General features: G+C 64.1%; 14 protein-coding genes. 4 read left to right on the top strand and 10 right to left on the bottom strand.

The genetic code is table 11. The features are described from left to right. The first annotated feature begins 105 nt into the window (after positions 1-105). Together AC07W0_RS12780 and AC07W0_RS12775 are read left to right on the top strand one after the other, a co-directional pair. Positions 106-675 (top strand): PadR family transcriptional regulator, encoded by a 570-nt coding sequence (locus AC07W0_RS12780; protein WP_017844567.1) that lies wholly within the window; start codon positions 106-108, stop codon positions 673-675. Continuing rightward, positions 672-1439, top strand: a complete 768-nt coding sequence (locus AC07W0_RS12775; RefSeq protein WP_102617528.1) for a siderophore-interacting protein — start codon at positions 672-674, stop codon at positions 1437-1439. Before AC07W0_RS12780 ends, AC07W0_RS12775 begins: the two co-directional genes overlap by 4 nt. Position 1440: 1 nt before the next feature. On the opposite strand, the gene AC07W0_RS12770 is transcribed toward AC07W0_RS12775, so the two are convergent. Both AC07W0_RS12770 and AC07W0_RS12765 read right to left on the bottom strand, forming a co-directional pair. Next, positions 1441-2064: a Pr6Pr family membrane protein gene (locus AC07W0_RS12770; protein ID WP_017844565.1), complete on the bottom strand. Its 624-nt coding sequence runs from the start codon at positions 2062-2064 to the stop codon at positions 1441-1443. Between the two features lie 4 nt (positions 2065-2068). Continuing rightward, the gene (locus AC07W0_RS12765; RefSeq protein WP_010212838.1) at positions 2069-2302 is read right to left on the bottom strand and encodes a VF530 family protein; all 234 of its coding nucleotides are present in this window, start codon (positions 2300-2302) and stop codon (positions 2069-2071) included. Between the two features lie 210 nt (positions 2303-2512). Between AC07W0_RS12765 and AC07W0_RS12760 the strand changes: the two genes are divergently transcribed. Together AC07W0_RS12760 and AC07W0_RS12755 are read left to right on the top strand one after the other, a co-directional pair. Beyond that, complete coding sequence (locus AC07W0_RS12760; RefSeq protein WP_046384575.1) at positions 2513-4531, top strand: TonB-dependent receptor; 2019 nt, start codon at positions 2513-2515, stop codon at positions 4529-4531. A 786-nt stretch (positions 4532-5317) separates the two neighbouring features. Next, positions 5318-7729 (top strand): glucose/quinate/shikimate family membrane-bound PQQ-dependent dehydrogenase, encoded by a 2412-nt coding sequence (locus AC07W0_RS12755; protein WP_046488581.1) that lies wholly within the window; start codon positions 5318-5320, stop codon positions 7727-7729. A 62-nt stretch (positions 7730-7791) separates the two neighbouring features. Here the strand turns inward: AC07W0_RS12755 and AC07W0_RS12750 are convergent, their stop codons facing one another. The 8 genes from AC07W0_RS12750 to AC07W0_RS12715 form a co-directional block, all read right to left on the bottom strand. Then, positions 7792-8964 (bottom strand): ABC transporter substrate-binding protein, encoded by a 1173-nt coding sequence (locus AC07W0_RS12750; RefSeq protein WP_026139746.1) that lies wholly within the window; start codon positions 8962-8964, stop codon positions 7792-7794. Continuing rightward, positions 8961-9935: a CobW family GTP-binding protein gene (locus AC07W0_RS12745; RefSeq protein ID WP_102617529.1), complete on the bottom strand. Its 975-nt coding sequence runs from the start codon at positions 9933-9935 to the stop codon at positions 8961-8963. The genes AC07W0_RS12750 and AC07W0_RS12745 overlap by 4 nt, the downstream gene beginning before the upstream one ends. 112 nt (positions 9936-10047) lie before the next feature. After that, positions 10048-10347, bottom strand: a complete 300-nt coding sequence (locus tag AC07W0_RS12740; protein ID WP_017844560.1) for a hypothetical protein — start codon at positions 10345-10347, stop codon at positions 10048-10050. Between the two features lie 13 nt (positions 10348-10360). Next, positions 10361-11110 (bottom strand): SDR family NAD(P)-dependent oxidoreductase, encoded by a 750-nt coding sequence (locus AC07W0_RS12735; protein ID WP_017844559.1) that lies wholly within the window; start codon positions 11108-11110, stop codon positions 10361-10363. A 36-nt stretch (positions 11111-11146) separates the two neighbouring features. Further along, positions 11147-11908 (bottom strand): SDR family NAD(P)-dependent oxidoreductase, encoded by a 762-nt coding sequence (locus tag AC07W0_RS12730; RefSeq protein WP_017844558.1) that lies wholly within the window; start codon positions 11906-11908, stop codon positions 11147-11149. A gap of 10 nt (positions 11909-11918) precedes the next feature. Further along, positions 11919-13259, bottom strand: a complete 1341-nt coding sequence (locus tag AC07W0_RS12725) for an MFS transporter (protein WP_017844557.1) — start codon at positions 13257-13259, stop codon at positions 11919-11921. A gap of 160 nt (positions 13260-13419) precedes the next feature. Continuing rightward, positions 13420-14298 (bottom strand): polysaccharide deacetylase family protein, encoded by an 879-nt coding sequence (locus tag AC07W0_RS12720; RefSeq protein ID WP_046488589.1) that lies wholly within the window; start codon positions 14296-14298, stop codon positions 13420-13422. A 12-nt stretch (positions 14299-14310) separates the two neighbouring features. Beyond that, entirely contained in the window at positions 14311-15642 is a 1332-nt protein-coding gene (locus tag AC07W0_RS12715) for an amidase (RefSeq protein WP_102617530.1), read from the bottom strand. Positions 15643-15893: the final 251 nt, after the last annotated feature.

The following is a 15893-nucleotide window of genomic DNA, read 5'->3' as shown; positions in this document are numbered from 1 at the left end:
GCGGGACGGTGGTAGTTAAGTAGGCCGCGACCGTTGGTCGACTGATCTTGAACAGTCTAAAGATATATCTTAAGTTATATCTTAACCAAAACGGAGAGACCCAAAATGAGAGAGCATCATCCCCATTCCCACGGCGACGGCCGCGACGGCTTCGAAAAACGCCCCGGCCGTGAACGCGGCGGTCGCGGCCCACGCGTGTTCGCCCCCGGCGACCTGAAGTTGCTGTTGCTGGCGCTGATCGCCGAGCAGCCGTGCCACGGCTACGACCTGATCCGCCAGATCGAAGGCCTGTTCGACGGCGCCTACAGCCCCAGCCCCGGTGTGATCTACCCGACCCTGACCTTCCTTGAAGAAAGCGAATTGATCAGCGGCGATGCCGAAGGCGGAAAAAAACGCTACACCATCACCGACGCCGGTCGTCTTTCTTTAAGTGAGCAGGCGATTGCACTGGAAGGCGTGCGAATGCGTATCGACGTGAGCAAACGCTCGCTGCGCGGCCATGATCGCCCGCCCGAAATCCACGAGGCGGTGCATAACCTGCGTCATGCCTTGCAACTGCACCACGGACGCTGGAGCGCCGAAGAAATCGCGCGGGTCGCCACGCTGCTCAACAGCACCGCACAAGCCATCGTCGACGGCCCGGCCGTTCAAGCTGTCCAGGGGGAAAATCAATGAATACGCCCGTCATCCATCGCGTCAGCCACGAGATCAAACGCCGTCGCCTCGACGTGCTGCGGGTGGTCGATATCACCCCGCGCATGCGCCGCATCACCCTCGGCGGCCCCGAACTGGCGGGGTTTGTCAGCCTGGGCAGTGACGATCACATCAAGCTGATGTTCCCGCAGAACGCCGCCGAGCAAGCCGCGCTGCAAAGCCCGACCTTCAGCATCAAGGGCGATGGCCCGCAGCCGGCCATGCGCGACTACACGCCACGGCGTTTCGACCTGAGCCTCGGCGAGTTGGACATCGACTTCGTGCTGCACGGCGACGGCCCCGCCTCCACCTGGGCCGAGCAGGCTCAAGTCGGCCAGCACCTGTACATCGGCGGCCCACGGGGCTCGATGATCGTGCCGGACATCTTCGACAGCTACCTGCTGATCGGCGACGAAACCGCCCTGCCCGCCATCGCCCGCCGCCTCGAAGAACTGCCGGCCGGGCGCACGGTGCTGGCGGTGATCGAAATCGCCGATGCGGCGGAACGGCAAACACTGCAAAGCGCGGCCGAGGTAGAAGTGATTTGGGTGGTGCGCGGCCAGGCCGACCTGCTCGACACCGTGCGCGCACTGACGCTGCCGAGCGGTGCGCTGTACACCTTCGTCGCGATGGAAACCAAGCTGTCGCGCCAGGTGCGCCGGGTGCTGCTGGATACGCACAAGGTCGATGAAGCGTTCCTCAAGGCCGTCGGCTACTGGCGCGCCGAGAGCAGTGAGGAAGAATGAGTCATCCGTGGGGTTTGATGCTTTTATCCAACCCCACCACCGCCAGAGCAATCAGCACGAACCCCGCCAGAATCCCCCCGGCATTCACGAACACCTGTGGATAACCGAGGGTGCCGACGTCGAAAAACGGGTACTGGTATTGCCCGAGCAAATCCCCGCGCAGCAGCACATAGGCGAAGTACACCAACGGGTACAACACCCACAGGCCAATGTGTTTGCACTGCAACGTGCCCTTGGGCACACAGCGCCACCAGTAGACGACAAACAGCAGCGGCATCACGTCGTGCAGCAATTCGTCGGCGATGAACTGGAACCCTTCGGGCTGCCACAGGTGCCGCAGCAACAGGTTATAGGCCAGGCTCACCAGCACGATGCTGGCGACAATCGCGCTGCTGACCCTGGGCGCCAGGAAAAACCGCTTCGCCGCTGAATCACGATCAACCACGGCGTAGCTCAGCACCACCACCACCAGGGTGTTGGTCAACACGGTGAAGAAGCTGAAGAAGTTGACCAGCCCGCCCAACAGGCTGGCGCCCGTCGACCAGCGCGAATAGAAAATCAGGTATTGCTGAATCGCCAACCCCACCCAACCGGCCAGGGCCGCCGCCGTCACACAGCGTTTCATGGGCTCAGTCCAACGGGCGTTTGGTACGCATCAGTTTCACGTACAGCCCTTCGACTTTCTCCCGCGCCCACGGGGTTTTGCGCAGGAACGTCAGGCTCGACTTGATGCTCGGGTCGCTCTTGAAACAGCGGACATCGATGCGCTCGGCCAGACCGCTCCATTCGTAGTGTTCCACCAGGGTGGTGAGGACGTGTTGCAGAGTCACGCCGTGAAGCGGGTCGTTGCTTGTCGCGGTCATGCCAGGCCTTTTGCAAAAAGAGGAAATACAGCCGCGCACCTTAGCCGACGGGGCGAACAGGTGGAAGCACCGCATTGAATATAGCCCCTGGGGAAAAGTTGCCCTTTTCAGGATAAAAAGAGATGTTATATTGTAACGATAGTTATCAACCGTAAGCTGTTCGTTACCGTTTGCCGCCTTCTCTTTTTGTCGTTTGCCAAGGAATGTCCGATGTCCCTCTCCTCTGCCTGGCGCTTGTCGCCCCTCGCCGCCGCCCTGCTGATCTGCTCCGAAGCCCATGCGCTGGAACTGCAACCCCAAGTCATCACCGCCAACCCCCTGGGCAGCGCGCAACTGGCGTCGCCGACCACCGTGCTGGAAGGCGATGAGCTGACCCTGCAGCAAAAAGGCAGCCTCGGCGAAACCCTGAACAAGCAACCGGGCGTGTCGTCGTCCTACTTCGGCCCGGGCGCCAGCCGACCGATCATCCGCGGCCAGGATGGCGACCGCATTCGCCTGCTGCGCAACGGCGTGGGCGCGCTGGATGCGTCGTCGCTGTCCTACGACCACGCCGTGCCGCTGGACCCGGTCAACGTCGACCGCATCGAAATCGTGCGCGGCCCGGCGGCCCTGTTGTACGGCGGCAGCGCCATCGGCGGGGTGGTCAACACCTTCGACAATCGCATCCCCACCGAAGCCATCGAAGGCATCCACGGCGCCGGCGAATTACGCTACGGCGGCGCCGACACCACGCGCAGCAGCGCGGGCAAACTCGAAGCCGGCAACGGCACCTTCGCCCTGCACCTGGACGCGAATGCGCGGGAATTCAACGACCTCAAAATACCGGGCCAAGCCCGCAGCCGCCACGCCCCGGAAGCCGAAGACGGCCCCGGCAAAAACGGCCGCCTGGGCAACAGCGACGGGCGCCAGGACGGCGGTGCGCTGGGCGGTTCCTACACCTGGGACGACGGTTATGCCGGGCTGTCCTACAGCACCTACGACAGCAACTACGGCTCACCCGCCGAACAGGCTGTGCGAATCCGCATGAAGCAGGACCACTACGCGTTTGCCTCCGAGGTACGCAACCTGCAAGGCCCGTTCACCTCGGTGAAACTCGACGCCGGCTACACCGACTACGAGCACCGCGAAATCGAAGGCGGCGAAACCGGCACAATCTTCAAGAACAAAGGCTATGAAGCCCGGGTTGAAGCGCGCCACCAGCCGCTCGGCCCGTTCGACGGCGTGGTCGGCGCACAAGTGACCCGCAACGAGTTCTCGGCCCTCGGCGAAGAAGCCTTCGTACCGCAGACCGACACCAACGCCGGCGCGCTGTTCATCCTCGAAGAAATGCAGGCCACCGAGCGCCTGAAACTCAGCCTCGGCGGGCGCCTGGAGCACACCAGCGTCGACCCGGACAGCAAAGGCAACGCGCGCTTCGCCAATGCCGACAAGACCAACGACTTCACCGCCGGCAGCCTGTCGTCCGGCGCGGTGTACACCCTCACGCCGATCTGGTCGCTGGCCGCAACCCTGGGCTACACCGAGCGCGCGCCGACCTTCTACGAGCTGTACGCCAACGGCGCTCACGTCGCCACCGGCACCTACGAGTTGGGCAACGCCAACCTGAAGAAAGAAAAAGCCGTATCCAGCGACCTCGCACTGCGCTTTGACAACGGCACGCACAAGGGCAGCTTCGGCGTGTTCTACAGCCGTTTCTCCAACTACATCGGCCTGCTGGGCACAGGTCGCACATTGAACGACGAAGGTGAAGAAGACGCCGGCGGCATCCCCGAATACGAATACTCGGGAGTGCGCGCCCGTTTCGCCGGCTTTGAAGCCCAGGATCACTGGAAGCTCGGCGAAGGCGCCTACGGCAAGTTCGCACTGGAACTGTCGGGCGACTACACCCGCGCCACCAACCTCGACACCGGCGAAGCCTTGCCGCGCATCGCACCGCTGCGCCTGAACAGCGGCTTGCTGTGGGAACTGGACCGCTGGCAAGCGCGCATCGACATCGAACACGCCGCCGGACAAGGCCGTGTGCCCTCCAACGAAAGCGGCACCGACGGCTACACCACACTGGGCGCCAGCGCCGGCTATCGCTTCAACGTCGGCGGCAGCCAGTGGCTGGCATTCGTCAATGGCGAAAACCTGACCAACCAAACCGTGCGCTATGCCAGCTCGATCCTGCGCGACATCGCCCCGGCAGCAGGCAGAAGCGTACAAGTGGGCCTGCGCACCACCTTCTAACGCCCCAAAAAGAACCGCCCCACAATGCGAAGCGAGGCTCTTGACCTGCTTTTGATCCAAAGCACTCCACAATGCGAAGCGAGGCTTTTGACCTGCTTTTGATCCAAAGCACTCCACAATGCGAAGCGAGGCTCTTGATCTTGATCTGAGGCGCCCCGTTAAACCACGCTGGCCGAACGCAGGCTTGAATCCGTGGGTAACCCGGCAGGACGCCGGGTTAGCCGTCCTGGGCCAGGGATGGCCCATGACGGCGGCCCACGGATTCAAGCCTGCGTTCGGGCACACCGAGCCTAGGCGAGGTGCCGAGTGGTGGGGCAAGAGCCCTTTGGTTACTTTGGGGCTTTTCCAAAGTGACCCGCCGTAAGGGCGGAACCCATAGCCGCCGTTACCAAAGAAACGGATATACACCCCACTCCCCGGGCTGCCTACAAAGCCACCACGCCAACACCGCCCCCCGTTTAACAGCGACATTCTGTCACTGTTACCAAATCCGAAATAATGCATCTTGCGATTTTCACTTTCTCTCAACGCCCCACCGCATTATCCTTGGCGGCAATAACCTGAAACGATTCACTCTCGGTCAACCCCAACCTACCGAACCCCCCTCGCCACAAAGACAGCGCTGTCTCACACCCGACCGCGCCTAAAAATAAATCACCCCCCTGTGGATACCCCCCGCTATCCCCAGGAAAAACCGACTCACGCTGAACCAAGCCCGTGCCAAATCGTCATCTACAGTGAAGACACACGGGGACACATAATTCCAACGTCACGGAGAAACACACTATGAGCACTGATGGTGCCTCAAGCCCAAGCCGCCTACTGCCCAGGCTGCTAGGCGTCTTGCTGCTGATCATGGGCCTGGCCTTACTGGCCGGCGGTATCAAGCTGAGCCTGCTCGGCGGGTCGCTGTACTACCTGCTGGCCGGCATCGGCATCACCCTGACCGGCCTTCTGCTGCTGGCCACCCGCCGCGCCGCGCTGGGCCTATACGCACTGGTACTCTTCGCCAGCACCGTGTGGGCACTGTGGGAAGTCGGCCTGGACTGGTGGCAGTTGGTACCGCGCCTGGCACTGCTGTTCGCCCTGGGCATCGTCATGCTGCTCCCATGGTTTCGCCGTCCGTTGCTGCGTGGCCAATCGGCACCGCTGGGCACCGGCGCGCTGAGCGTGGCCGTGGTCCTGGCCGGCGCTGCCGCCGTGGCCAGCCAATTCACCCACCCGGGTGAAATCAAAGGCCAACTGGACCGCGACGCAGTACCGGGCATGGCCAGCGCCGCGCCGACCCAGGCCGATGGCGACTGGAATTCCTACGGCCGTTCGGCCTACGGCGATCGCTACTCGCCCCTGGCGCAGATCACCCCGGAAAACGCCCACAAACTGGTTCCAGCGTGGACCTACCGCACCGGCGACATCCCAGGCCCGAACGACCCGGGCGAGACCACCGCGGAAAACACCCCGCTGAAAGTCAACGGCATGCTCTACGTGTGTACCCCGCACAGCCAGGTGATTGCCCTGGACCCGGATACCGGCAAGGAAATCTGGCGTTTCGACCCGAAGATCAGCACCGAAGGTGCCGCAAACTTCAAGGGCTGGGCGCACATGACCTGCCGTGGCGTGTCGTATCACGATGACGCCGCCTACGCCTCCGAACAGAGCCCGACCGGCAGCGCCAGCCCGGCTGCCGCGCCGAACGCCTGCCCGAAACGCATCTTCGTGCCGACCGCCGACACCCGCCTGATCGCTCTGAACGCCGACACCGGCAAGATGTGCGAAGACTTCGGCGACAAAGGCCAGGTCGACCTGCGTGCCAATATCGGCAGCTTCGCCCCAGGCGGTTACTACTCCACTTCGCCACCGGCGGTGACCAAAAACCTGGTGGTGATCGGCGGTCACGTCACCGATAACGTCTCCACCGACGAGCCCAGCGGCGTGATCCGCGCGTTCGACGTCCACACCGGCAAGCTGGTGTGGAACTGGGACAGCGGCAACCCGGACGACACCACCCCGTTGGCCGAAGGCAAGACCTACACCCGCAACTCGCCGAACATGTGGTCCATGTTCTCTGTGGATGAAAAACTCGGCATGCTCTACCTGCCGATGGGCAACCAGATGCCCGACCAATACGGCGGCGACCGTACCGAAGACTCGGAAAAATACAGCGCCGGCCTGACCGCCCTGGACATCGACAGCGGTCACGTGAAGTGGACCTTCCAGTTCACCCACCATGACCTGTGGGACATGGACGTGGGCGGCCAGCCTTCGCTGATCGACATCAAGACCGAAGCCGGCGTGAAACAAGCGGTGATGGCGTCGACCAAACAAGGCAGCATCTACGTGCTGGACCGCGCCACCGGCCAACCGGTGGTGCCGATCCACGAAGTGGCCGTGCCGCAAGGCGCAGTCGCGGGCGATCACACCGCGCCGACGCAACCGAAGTCTGATCTGAACTTCATGCCACCGCCGCTCAAAGAGCGTGACATGTGGGGCGTGACCCCGTTCGACCAGATGCTGTGCCGCATCGATTTCAAATCCATGCGCTACGACGGTGCGTTCACCCCGCCTTCGCTGCAAGGTTCCATCGTTTATCCGGGTAACTTCGGCGTGTTCGACTGGGGTGGCATTTCCGTCGACCCGGTGCGCCAGATCGCGTTCGTGAACCCGAGCTACATGGCGTTCAAATCGAAACTGATCCCGGCCGCCGACATTGCCAAGCAAGGCCCGCGCATCAGCGAAACCCAAGGCGTGCAGCCGAACAAAGGCGCGCCCTACGGCGTGATCCTCGAAGCGATGCTGTCGCCGATGGGCCTGCCGTGCCAGGCGCCGGCGTGGGGTTATGTGGCGGCGGTCGACCTGACCACCCACAAAACCATCTGGATGCACAAGAACGGCACCGTGCGCGACAGCTCGCCGGTTCCGGTCCCGCTGACCATGGGCGTGCCTAGCCTGGGCGGCACTTTCACCACCGCCGGTGGCGTGTCCTTCCTCAGCGGCACCCTCGACCAGTACCTGCGTGCCTATGACGTGAAAAACGGCAAACAACTGTGGGAAGGTCGCCTGCCAGCCGGTGCGCAAACCACACCGATGACCTACACCGGCAAGGACGGCAAGCAATACGTGCTGGTCGTGGCCGGCGGTCACGGCTCCCTGGGCACCAAGCAGGGTGACTATGTGATGGCGTTCAAACTGCCGGATTAAGCAAAACCTGCAGCAAAACAAAGGCGGCTACCCTCACAGGTAGCCGCCTTTTTTGGTTGGCATCAGCCTCGCGCGCGCATGAAATCCCCCCAGCGCCGCACCAGGTAGTTGTGTTCATCCATCACCGAATTCCACACCGCGATATGCCCCATGCGCTGCTCATAGGAGCCGCCGTCGCGCACTTCGCCGATATCGATCAGCGGCAGGCCGTCGCTGCCCGGTAACTCTTCGCGCGCGGGCTTGCCGGCGTACCAGTAGTCCCATTCGGCGCTGGTCAAGTGATCGCGGCTGCGTGCCGGGTTGCCGATGTAGTAACCCTGGCGTGCCATCACCGCGCCCGGCCAGCCGGACAACCACCAATTGAGGTACGCATAAGCCGCGTCGAGCACCGGGCCCTGGGCATGGCGCGACAACGACAGGCCGCCGAACCAGGCGCGATAGCCTTCACGCGGCACTGCCAGGCGGTACTTCACCCCGGCGCGATGCAGGCGCATCAGGGTCGGCGACCACAGGCTCTGGATATCGATGTTCGGGCTGAGCATCAATTGCGCGGCTTCTTCATCGTCGGACCAGAACGCCGCGAAGTGCCCTTCCTTCTGCTTGCGCACCAGGATATCGGCGAGCACGTCGATCTCTTCGATGCTCATGTTGCCGATGTCCCTGAACCTCGCCAGCCCGGCGCCCTGCACCGCCAACGCGGCATCGAGCGCGCCGATGGCCGCGTCACTTTGCAGCGCGGTGCGCGCGCGCAACAGCGGGTCGAGCAGCCAGCCCCAGCTTTCGTTGCTGCGGCTGAACGCCTCGGGCAGGCGCTCGGGGCGGTAGGCGAAGCTGTCGGCGTTGTGGGTCAGCGGCAACATGCTGATGCGTTCGGTGACCGTGCTGCCGAGGCTGCCATCGTGCTGCACAAACAACCGCTCGCTGGGCACGCTGCCACTGCCCAGGCGGTCGCTGGGCGACAGGCGACCGCGCTTGGGCAGGTCGTTGATCTCATGCCACAAGGCGATACGCCGCGTGTCGATGGGTTGGATCGCGCGGGCGGGCCACACGAAGTCGACGTTGTGGAACCACTGGTCGTACAGGTCGTAGCTGTCGGGCTGCATCACGGCGATGCGCTGGGCCTGTTCGACGTCATGCACCTGGTACACCAGGCGAATGCCCAGTTCCTGTTCGGCCCGCACGCGCAAGCATTCGAGCAAGGTCACCGACGTACCGAGGACTCTTAAGGTGATCATGCCGCGAACCGCCGTGAAAACGCCTCAAACGAGCGGCGCAGCAGCACCGGGTCGAGGCCGCGCAGGATAAACACCAGGCGCGATTGGCGGTCGCTGCCCGGCCACGCTGGCAGGTGGACCGGCGCATGCAGGCAGTGCTGCACACCATGAATGACGATGGGGGCCGAGCTTGCGTTCACGTTGAGCAGTCCTTTGACGCGAAGGATTCGTTCGCCATGGCATCTTAACAGCATCGACAACCACACTCCGAAACCGACCCAATCCAGCGGCCGGTCGAAGCTCAGGCAGCAGACTTGCGCGGCGCCGTGGCGGGCGGTGGTGGTCCGGTGCAGTTGCCAGCGCCTGACTTCGGCGGCCGGTTCGGCGCTGCGCAGACCTGCGCCGAGCAGCAGTTGATCGCCGCTGTGGATGTCGCGGCTATCAAGGATCGGCGTGCCCGCGTTCAGCGCCTGCAGGTGCAGGCGCAGCGGCGCGCAGTCGTCCACAAGGTCGGTCTTGCTCAGCAGCAAGCGATCCGCCGCCGCCACCTGGGCCAGCCATTCCGGGTGCAGGCGTTCCTGCAGGGCCGCGTGGCTGGCGTCGACCAGGGTGATGACCAGGCCGATATGAACACGCCCGCGCAGTTGCACGTCGTTGTTGAGGGTCGCGAGGATCGGCGCCGGGTCGGCCAGGCCGGTGGTTTCCAGGATCACCCGCTTGAAGGCCGGGATCTCGCCGCGCTCGCGGCGTTGCAACAGGCTGAGCAATGCGTCTTTGAGTTCGCCGCGAATCGAGCAGCACACGCAGCCGCCGGGCAGCAGCACCGTGTCCGGCGCCACCTCTTCCACCAGCAGGTGGTCGATGCCGACGTCGCCGAACTCATTGATCAGCAGCGCCGTGTCGCCGAGGCTCTCGCCCTGCAGCAGGCGCGTGAGCAAGCTGGTTTTGCCGCTGCCGAGGAAGCCGGTGATGACGTTGAGGGCAAGACTCATATGTTACCTCCGCCCCTTGTAGGAGCGAGCTTGCTCGCGAAAATCGTCAACGATGACGCGGGCATCCTGGATGCACGCGGCGTTCTCGGGCTTTTCGCGAGCAAGCTCGCTCCTACAGGGGGCATTCCAAGTGATCGAGTAGTTGCGGGTCGAGGGGGTCCAGTTGGCGCCCGAGCATGGTTTCGGCCGCTTGCCAGAGTTGATCCAGGCCACTGGCCAACGCCTGCTTGCCGGTCGCGCCGAGCAGCAGGTACGACGCGCCCTGGAAGTCTTCGACCTTGAGCCGGAACACCGCCAGCACCTGGTTGATCGCGGCGATCCGGCGCAGGCGTTCGCGGCGCCGGGGCAACTCGTCGCCCAAGGGGTCGCTCCAGTGCAGGTCTTCGCCGAGCAGCCCGCAGAGTCCGCACATGGCTATACCCCGCTCATGGCATGACATCGCCGGAGTTCGGGCCCAGGGTCTGGCCGACGAACAGGTTGCCGCCCGGCTCGCTGGCCAGCAGCACGGCGGTCGGCGCCACTTCGTCGGCCAGGCCGAAGCGGCCCAGGGGCAGTTCGGCGGCCTTGGCGCGCTTCCAGGTGTCGCTGATGCCGCCCACCAGCGGCGTTTCGATGGGCCCCGGCGCGATGGCGTTGACCAGCACGTTGTCCTTGGCGACTTCCAGCGCCAGGGATTTGGTAAAGCCAATCACCCCGGCCTTGGCCGCGGCGTAGTGGGTCAGCTCGGCGCCGCCCTTGATCCCCAGTTGCGAGGCGACGTTGATGATCCGTCCCCAGCCCTGCGCCAGCATGTGCGGCAAGGCGCGCTGGCTGGCGACGAAGACGCTGGTGAGGTCGACGCGCAGCATGTCGTTCCACATTTCGATCGTAAGGTCGACGCAACGCGCCTGGGTGAGCATGCCGGCGTTGTTGACCAGGATATCGATGCCGCCGAAATGTTCGACGCAACGGTCGACACTGGCCTGGGCGCCTTCGACGGTGCCGACATCGGCCAGGCACTCGAACACTTGCGCGCCGAGGTTGCGGCAGGTGACGGCGGTTTCGGCGAGGCTGACGGCATTGCGGTCGGCCAGCAGCAGGCGCGCGCCTTCAGCGGCATAGGCACGGGCGATGGCGGCACCGATGCCGCTGCCGGCGCCGGTGATCACGGCGCGGCGGTTAGTCAGTTGGGGCATACACAAACTCCTGAAAAAACACAGTACCCAGGTGGGTCAGTCGGGCCAGCGCACGGTCAGGCCACCGTCGATGACGATGCTTTGCCCGGTCAAATAGCTCGACGCGTCACTGGTCAAAAACTGCACCAGCGACGCCACTTCATCCGCCCTGCCCACCCGGCCCAGCGGAATCGCCCGCGCCGCCTTGGCCAGGCCTTGCGGCCCGAGGGAGTTCTGCGCATCCAGCGATTGCGGCGTCTCGATCAAGCCCGGGATCACCGCATTGCAGCGAATCCCCAACGGCGCCAGCTCCACCGCCAGCGAGCGGCACAACCCCGGCACACCGGCCTTGGCCGCCGCGTAATGGCTGTGCTCCTGCCAGCCATATACGCCGCCGGCAATCGACGAAATCGCCACCAGCGCACCGCCTGCGGGCATATGCCGGGTCGCTGCGCGGAAGGTACGCATCACCCCGGTCAGGTCGACATTGAGCATTTCGTCCCACACCTGATCGGTCATTTCCAGCAGCGGCGCCCGACGCAGCAGACCGGCATTGGCCACCGCGTAATCGAGGCGGCCAAAATGCTGCACGGCCTGGGCCGCCAGGGCGTCCACCGAGGCGCTGTCGCCGACGTCCAGCGGCAGCATCAGGCACTCGCCGCCCGCTTGCTCCACCAAGGACACAGTGGTGCGCGGGTCATGGGGATCGGCTGGGTAATACCCGCCCACCACGGCCACGCCGCAACGCGCATAGGCCACGGCGAGGGCTTGGCCAATGCCGCTGGCGGCACCGGTAATCAAGGCAACTTTACGGTTCATCGAACACTCCTTACTGCACGGTTTCCGGGCGCACATGGCGTGCGGCGAACATCAGCACGCCGGACAAAAAGCACGGCACGGCGCCGAACCACAGGGCGGCGGTCTGCCAGTCGCTGCCGGCGGACAACACTTGCGTCGCGCCGAACCCCGCGACCACCGCACCGATCGGGCCCATGGCATGGATGATCGCGCCGCCGGTGGCGCGGATGCTGGTGGGGAAACTTTCGCTGATAAAAAACAACGCCGCCGAATACGGCCCGATCAGGAAGAACAGGCCCAGGCTGTACAGCCCGACCACCATCGCCATGTTGCTCGGGCCGAACAGCATCCCGGCGAACGACAGCCCGCCGAGCATCCAGCCCAGGCCGATGACATTGCGGCGGCCGATCTTGTCGCCCATCCAGCCGTGGCTGAGGTAACCGCAGTAACCCACCAGGTTCGACAGCACGAGGATGATCAGCGAGTTCTCGAACGAGATGTGGTGAACGCTGACGATCACCGACGTGCCAAGCACGCTGAACACCTGGATCGCCGCCCAGTTGAGCAACAGCGCGGCGCCGATCACCAGGGTGGCGCGGCGGGCCGGGCCTCGGAAGGCGGCTTTGAGGCCGGCTTTGCTGTGCTCGTCGTAGTCCACGCCATAGGTCACGGCAACGTTTTGCGCTTCACTCACCGCGCCGCTTTTACGCAGCTCGCTGATGCGCTGGTGGATCTGGAACTGCGGGCTCTCCTTGAGCTTGCGCGCCATGATCGCAATCACGATGGCCGGGATCGCAGCAAAAATGAAGCACCCCTGCCAGCCGATGATTGGCAGCAACAGCGCGGTCAAACCGGCGGCAATCAGCGCCCCGACCGGCCAGCCGCCCTGCACCAGGCTGTAGATAAACCCGCGACGCTTGGTCAGTCGGGGGTCTTCCGAGGCGCCATACAGCTCGCTCAAATACGTGGCGTTGACGGTTTCCTCGGCATAGCCCAGACCGCCCAACGAACGGATCAGAATCAGCGGCGACTTGCCCCACGCCCCACCGATCGCGGTCAGCGCCGAGCACACTGCGGAACCGGCCACGGTGAAGATGATCCCTTTGCGTCGCCCCAACTTGTCGACGACGGGGCCAATGGCAAATGCCACCACCGCTGTGCCCACCGCCACCCAGGTTGCGATTTCAGCTTGCTCCACCTCGCCCCAGCCGAAGTGCCGGCCGATCTCCGGCAGCAACGTGCCGAACAGGATGAAGTCGTACACCGCAAACACCCAGGCGAAAAACGCGATCCAGGTGGCGAAGCGCACTTCCTGGGACGTCAGTTGCCGGGGTTTCCAGCCAGTCAGGTCAAGCTTGTTGTAGATGGACATGAATCGCGCCTCAAAGGTGGGGGGTCAGCTACGCGGTTTGAACCCATCTTGTAGGAGCGAGCTTGCTCGCGAAAATCATCAACGATGACGCGGGCATCCTGGATGCACGCGGCGTTCTCAGGTTTTTCGCGAGCAAGCTCGCTCCTACAAGGGGTGGGGATCAGGTACGCGGTTGCCGACGGATAAAGTCATCGGCGATTTCGTCGAAGGTGACGAAACGCACGCCGGCATGGCTCTGAATGTGTTCGATCAAGCGTTCGAGCATCAGCAGCACTTGCGGGCGGCCGGACACGTCGGGGTGGATGGTCATGGTGAACACTGCGTGTTCGTGTTCGCGGTAGACCCAGTCGAACTGGTCGCGCCACATTTCTTCGAGGTGACGCGGGTTGACGAAGCCGTGGCTGTTGGGCGCCTTTTTGATGAACATCATCGGCGGCAGGTCGTCGAGGTACCAGTTGGCCGGGATCTCCACCAGGTCGGTTTCTTCGCCGCGCACCAGGGGTTTCATCCAGGTGTCGGGGTGCTGGCTGTAGTCGATCTTGGTCCAGCTGTCGCCCTTGCGCACGTAGTAGGGGTGGAAGTCGTTGTGCATCAGGCTGTGGTCGTACTTGATGCCTTTTTTCAGCAGCAGCTCGTTGGTGACCTTGCTGAATTCCCACCACGGTGCGACGTAGCCAGTCGGACGTTTGCCCGTCACTTGGGTGATCAGTTCGATGGACTTGTCGAGCACGATTTCTTCCTGCTCGGCGGTCATCGCGATCGGGTTTTCGTGGCTGTAGCCGTGTACACCGATTTCGTGACCGGCGTCGGCCACCGCCTTCATCTGCGCGGGAAAAGTTTCCATCGAGTGGCCGGGGATGAACCAGGTGGTGCGCAGGCCGTAGCGCTCGAACAGTTTGAGCAGGCGCGGCGTGCCGATTTCACCGGCGAACAGGCCGCGGGAAATGTCGTCGGGCGAGTCTTCGCCGCCGTAGGAACCGAGCCAGCCGGCGACGGCGTCAACGTCGACGCCGAATGCACAGAGGATGTCTTTAGCCATGGGGGTGTCTCCTTAGATAGTCAGTTGGGATTCGACGGACAGCGCCGCCCGCAACAGGCGTGCGTCTTCCCCCGTCGGGGCGCTGAGCAGCAGCCCGGTGGGCAAGCCCAGGGCGTCGCAGCCGCTGGGCAAGGTGACGCCGGGCATGTCGAGCAAACTGCCGGGCATGGTCAGGCGCAGGGTGGCGAGGTTGGTGCTTGCAAAGCGTTCGTCGTCGACTTCCAGCGCTGCCAGCGCCGGGGCGACATGGGCGACGGTCGGGGTGATCAACAGGGCGCCGTCGAGCTCGTCGACCAGTTGCTGTTGCAGGCGGCGACGCGCGTCGATCAGTTGGATCAGGCGGCTGGCCGGCAGCGACCGCGCCGCTTCGAGGCGGCGCCGGACACGCGGGTCGAGCCGAGTGGCGTCGGGGCTGTCGAGCAGCGCTTCGTGCAGGGCGAAGGCTTCGAACGCGCCGAGCCAGCCTTGCTGCTGGATCAGTTCCAGGGTGGCCTGGAAGGTGGCGCACGGGCGCACGTCGATCAGCGCGCCGGCGGCGTTGAGTTGCTCGACGGCGCGCAGCAGGTTGTTGCGCACCGCCGGTTGCACGTCATCCAGCAGGCGTTGCTCAAGCACCAGGCGCAGGCCCTTGAGGCTGCGGGCGCGATGGGTTTGCCGGCGGCCGTTGAGCAGGTCGTCGATAGCCAGCACATCGCGCACGCTGCGGGTCAGCGGGCCGAGGCTGTCGAGGGTGCGGGCCAGCGGGAACACACCGTCGCGGCTGTAGCGCCGACTGCTGCTGCGGTAACCGACCAGGCCGTTGAAGGCGGCGGGGATGCGGATCGAACCAGCGGTGTCGGTGCCCATGGCGATGGGCACGATGCCGGCGGCGACGGCCACCGCCGAACCGGACGACGAACCGCCGGGAATCCGCGGCTGGTCGCGCCCATGGGGGTTGTGCGGCGTGCCGAAATGCGGGTTCAGGCCAAGACCGGAATAGGCCAGCTCGCTGAGGTTGGTCTTGCCCACGCTGACCATCCCGGCGCGGCACAACAGGCCCACGCTCGGCGCATCGAGCAAGGCGGCGGGCGCGTCGCGGCGGTAGGCGGCGCCAGCGGTGGTGATGCTGCCGGCCACGTCGAACAGGTCTTTCCAGGCCAGGGGCACGCCGTCGAACACACTCAAGGGCTGGCCGGCGCGCCACCGGGCGGCGGCGGCTTCGGCTTCGCGGCGGGCGCGGTCGGCGGTCAGGGTGATAAACACCGCGGCCGCGCGGCTCGCGTGGTCGAGCGCCTGTTCGAGGGCTTGCACCGGGTCGCTGCGACCGCTGGCGAAATCCTCGGCCATTGAAGTGGCGTCTGACATCAGGTTGACCCTCATAAAACGTATATATTAATAAAATGTACATTTAATAAAGGCAGCTTTCGTGCCAGTCTGTGTCGATGGTCTTTCCGGCGATTGCGCTTTATCGACCAGAGCGCCGGGCTAGATGGTTTTGTAGGAAGCAAAAAAACCTGGCGCGGACTCTGCAACGCACGCCCAAGCCAATAATGTATCTTTTATTAATAAGTACATTTTAGTGCAGAAAAGTAACAGTCCTAGATTCAAGGCCCCAA

This window comes from Pseudomonas sp. GW704-F2 (assembly GCF_059423025.1).
Note: the sequence above shows the minus strand (reverse complement) of the source record. Positions and strands in the feature narration are given on the sequence as shown.

What these genes read in the sequence shown, in the direction of transcription:
- AC07W0_RS12780 (WP_017844567.1), top strand. Translation starts at nt 106, where the DNA reads ATGAGAGAGCATCATCCCCATTCCCACGGCGACGGCCGCGACGGCTTC.
- AC07W0_RS12775 (WP_102617528.1), top strand. Translation starts at nt 672, where the DNA reads ATGAATACGCCCGTCATCCATCGCGTCAGCCACGAGATCAAACGCCGT.
- AC07W0_RS12770 (WP_017844565.1), bottom strand. Translation starts at nt 2,064, where the DNA reads ATGAAACGCTGTGTGACGGCGGCGGCCCTGGCCGGTTGGGTGGGGTTG.
- AC07W0_RS12765 (WP_010212838.1), bottom strand. Translation starts at nt 2,302, where the DNA reads ATGACCGCGACAAGCAACGACCCGCTTCACGGCGTGACTCTGCAACAC.
- AC07W0_RS12760 (WP_046384575.1), top strand. Translation starts at nt 2,513, where the DNA reads ATGTCCCTCTCCTCTGCCTGGCGCTTGTCGCCCCTCGCCGCCGCCCTG.
- AC07W0_RS12755 (WP_046488581.1), top strand. Translation starts at nt 5,318, where the DNA reads ATGAGCACTGATGGTGCCTCAAGCCCAAGCCGCCTACTGCCCAGGCTG.
- AC07W0_RS12750 (WP_026139746.1), bottom strand. Translation starts at nt 8,964, where the DNA reads ATGATCACCTTAAGAGTCCTCGGTACGTCGGTGACCTTGCTCGAATGC.
- AC07W0_RS12745 (WP_102617529.1), bottom strand. Translation starts at nt 9,935, where the DNA reads ATGAGTCTTGCCCTCAACGTCATCACCGGCTTCCTCGGCAGCGGCAAA.
- AC07W0_RS12740 (WP_017844560.1), bottom strand. Translation starts at nt 10,347, where the DNA reads ATGTGCGGACTCTGCGGGCTGCTCGGCGAAGACCTGCACTGGAGCGAC.
- AC07W0_RS12735 (WP_017844559.1), bottom strand. Translation starts at nt 11,110, where the DNA reads ATGCCCCAACTGACTAACCGCCGCGCCGTGATCACCGGCGCCGGCAGC.
- AC07W0_RS12730 (WP_017844558.1), bottom strand. Translation starts at nt 11,908, where the DNA reads ATGAACCGTAAAGTTGCCTTGATTACCGGTGCCGCCAGCGGCATTGGC.
- AC07W0_RS12725 (WP_017844557.1), bottom strand. Translation starts at nt 13,259, where the DNA reads ATGTCCATCTACAACAAGCTTGACCTGACTGGCTGGAAACCCCGGCAA.
- AC07W0_RS12720 (WP_046488589.1), bottom strand. Translation starts at nt 14,298, where the DNA reads ATGGCTAAAGACATCCTCTGTGCATTCGGCGTCGACGTTGACGCCGTC.
- AC07W0_RS12715 (WP_102617530.1), bottom strand. Translation starts at nt 15,642, where the DNA reads ATGTCAGACGCCACTTCAATGGCCGAGGATTTCGCCAGCGGTCGCAGC.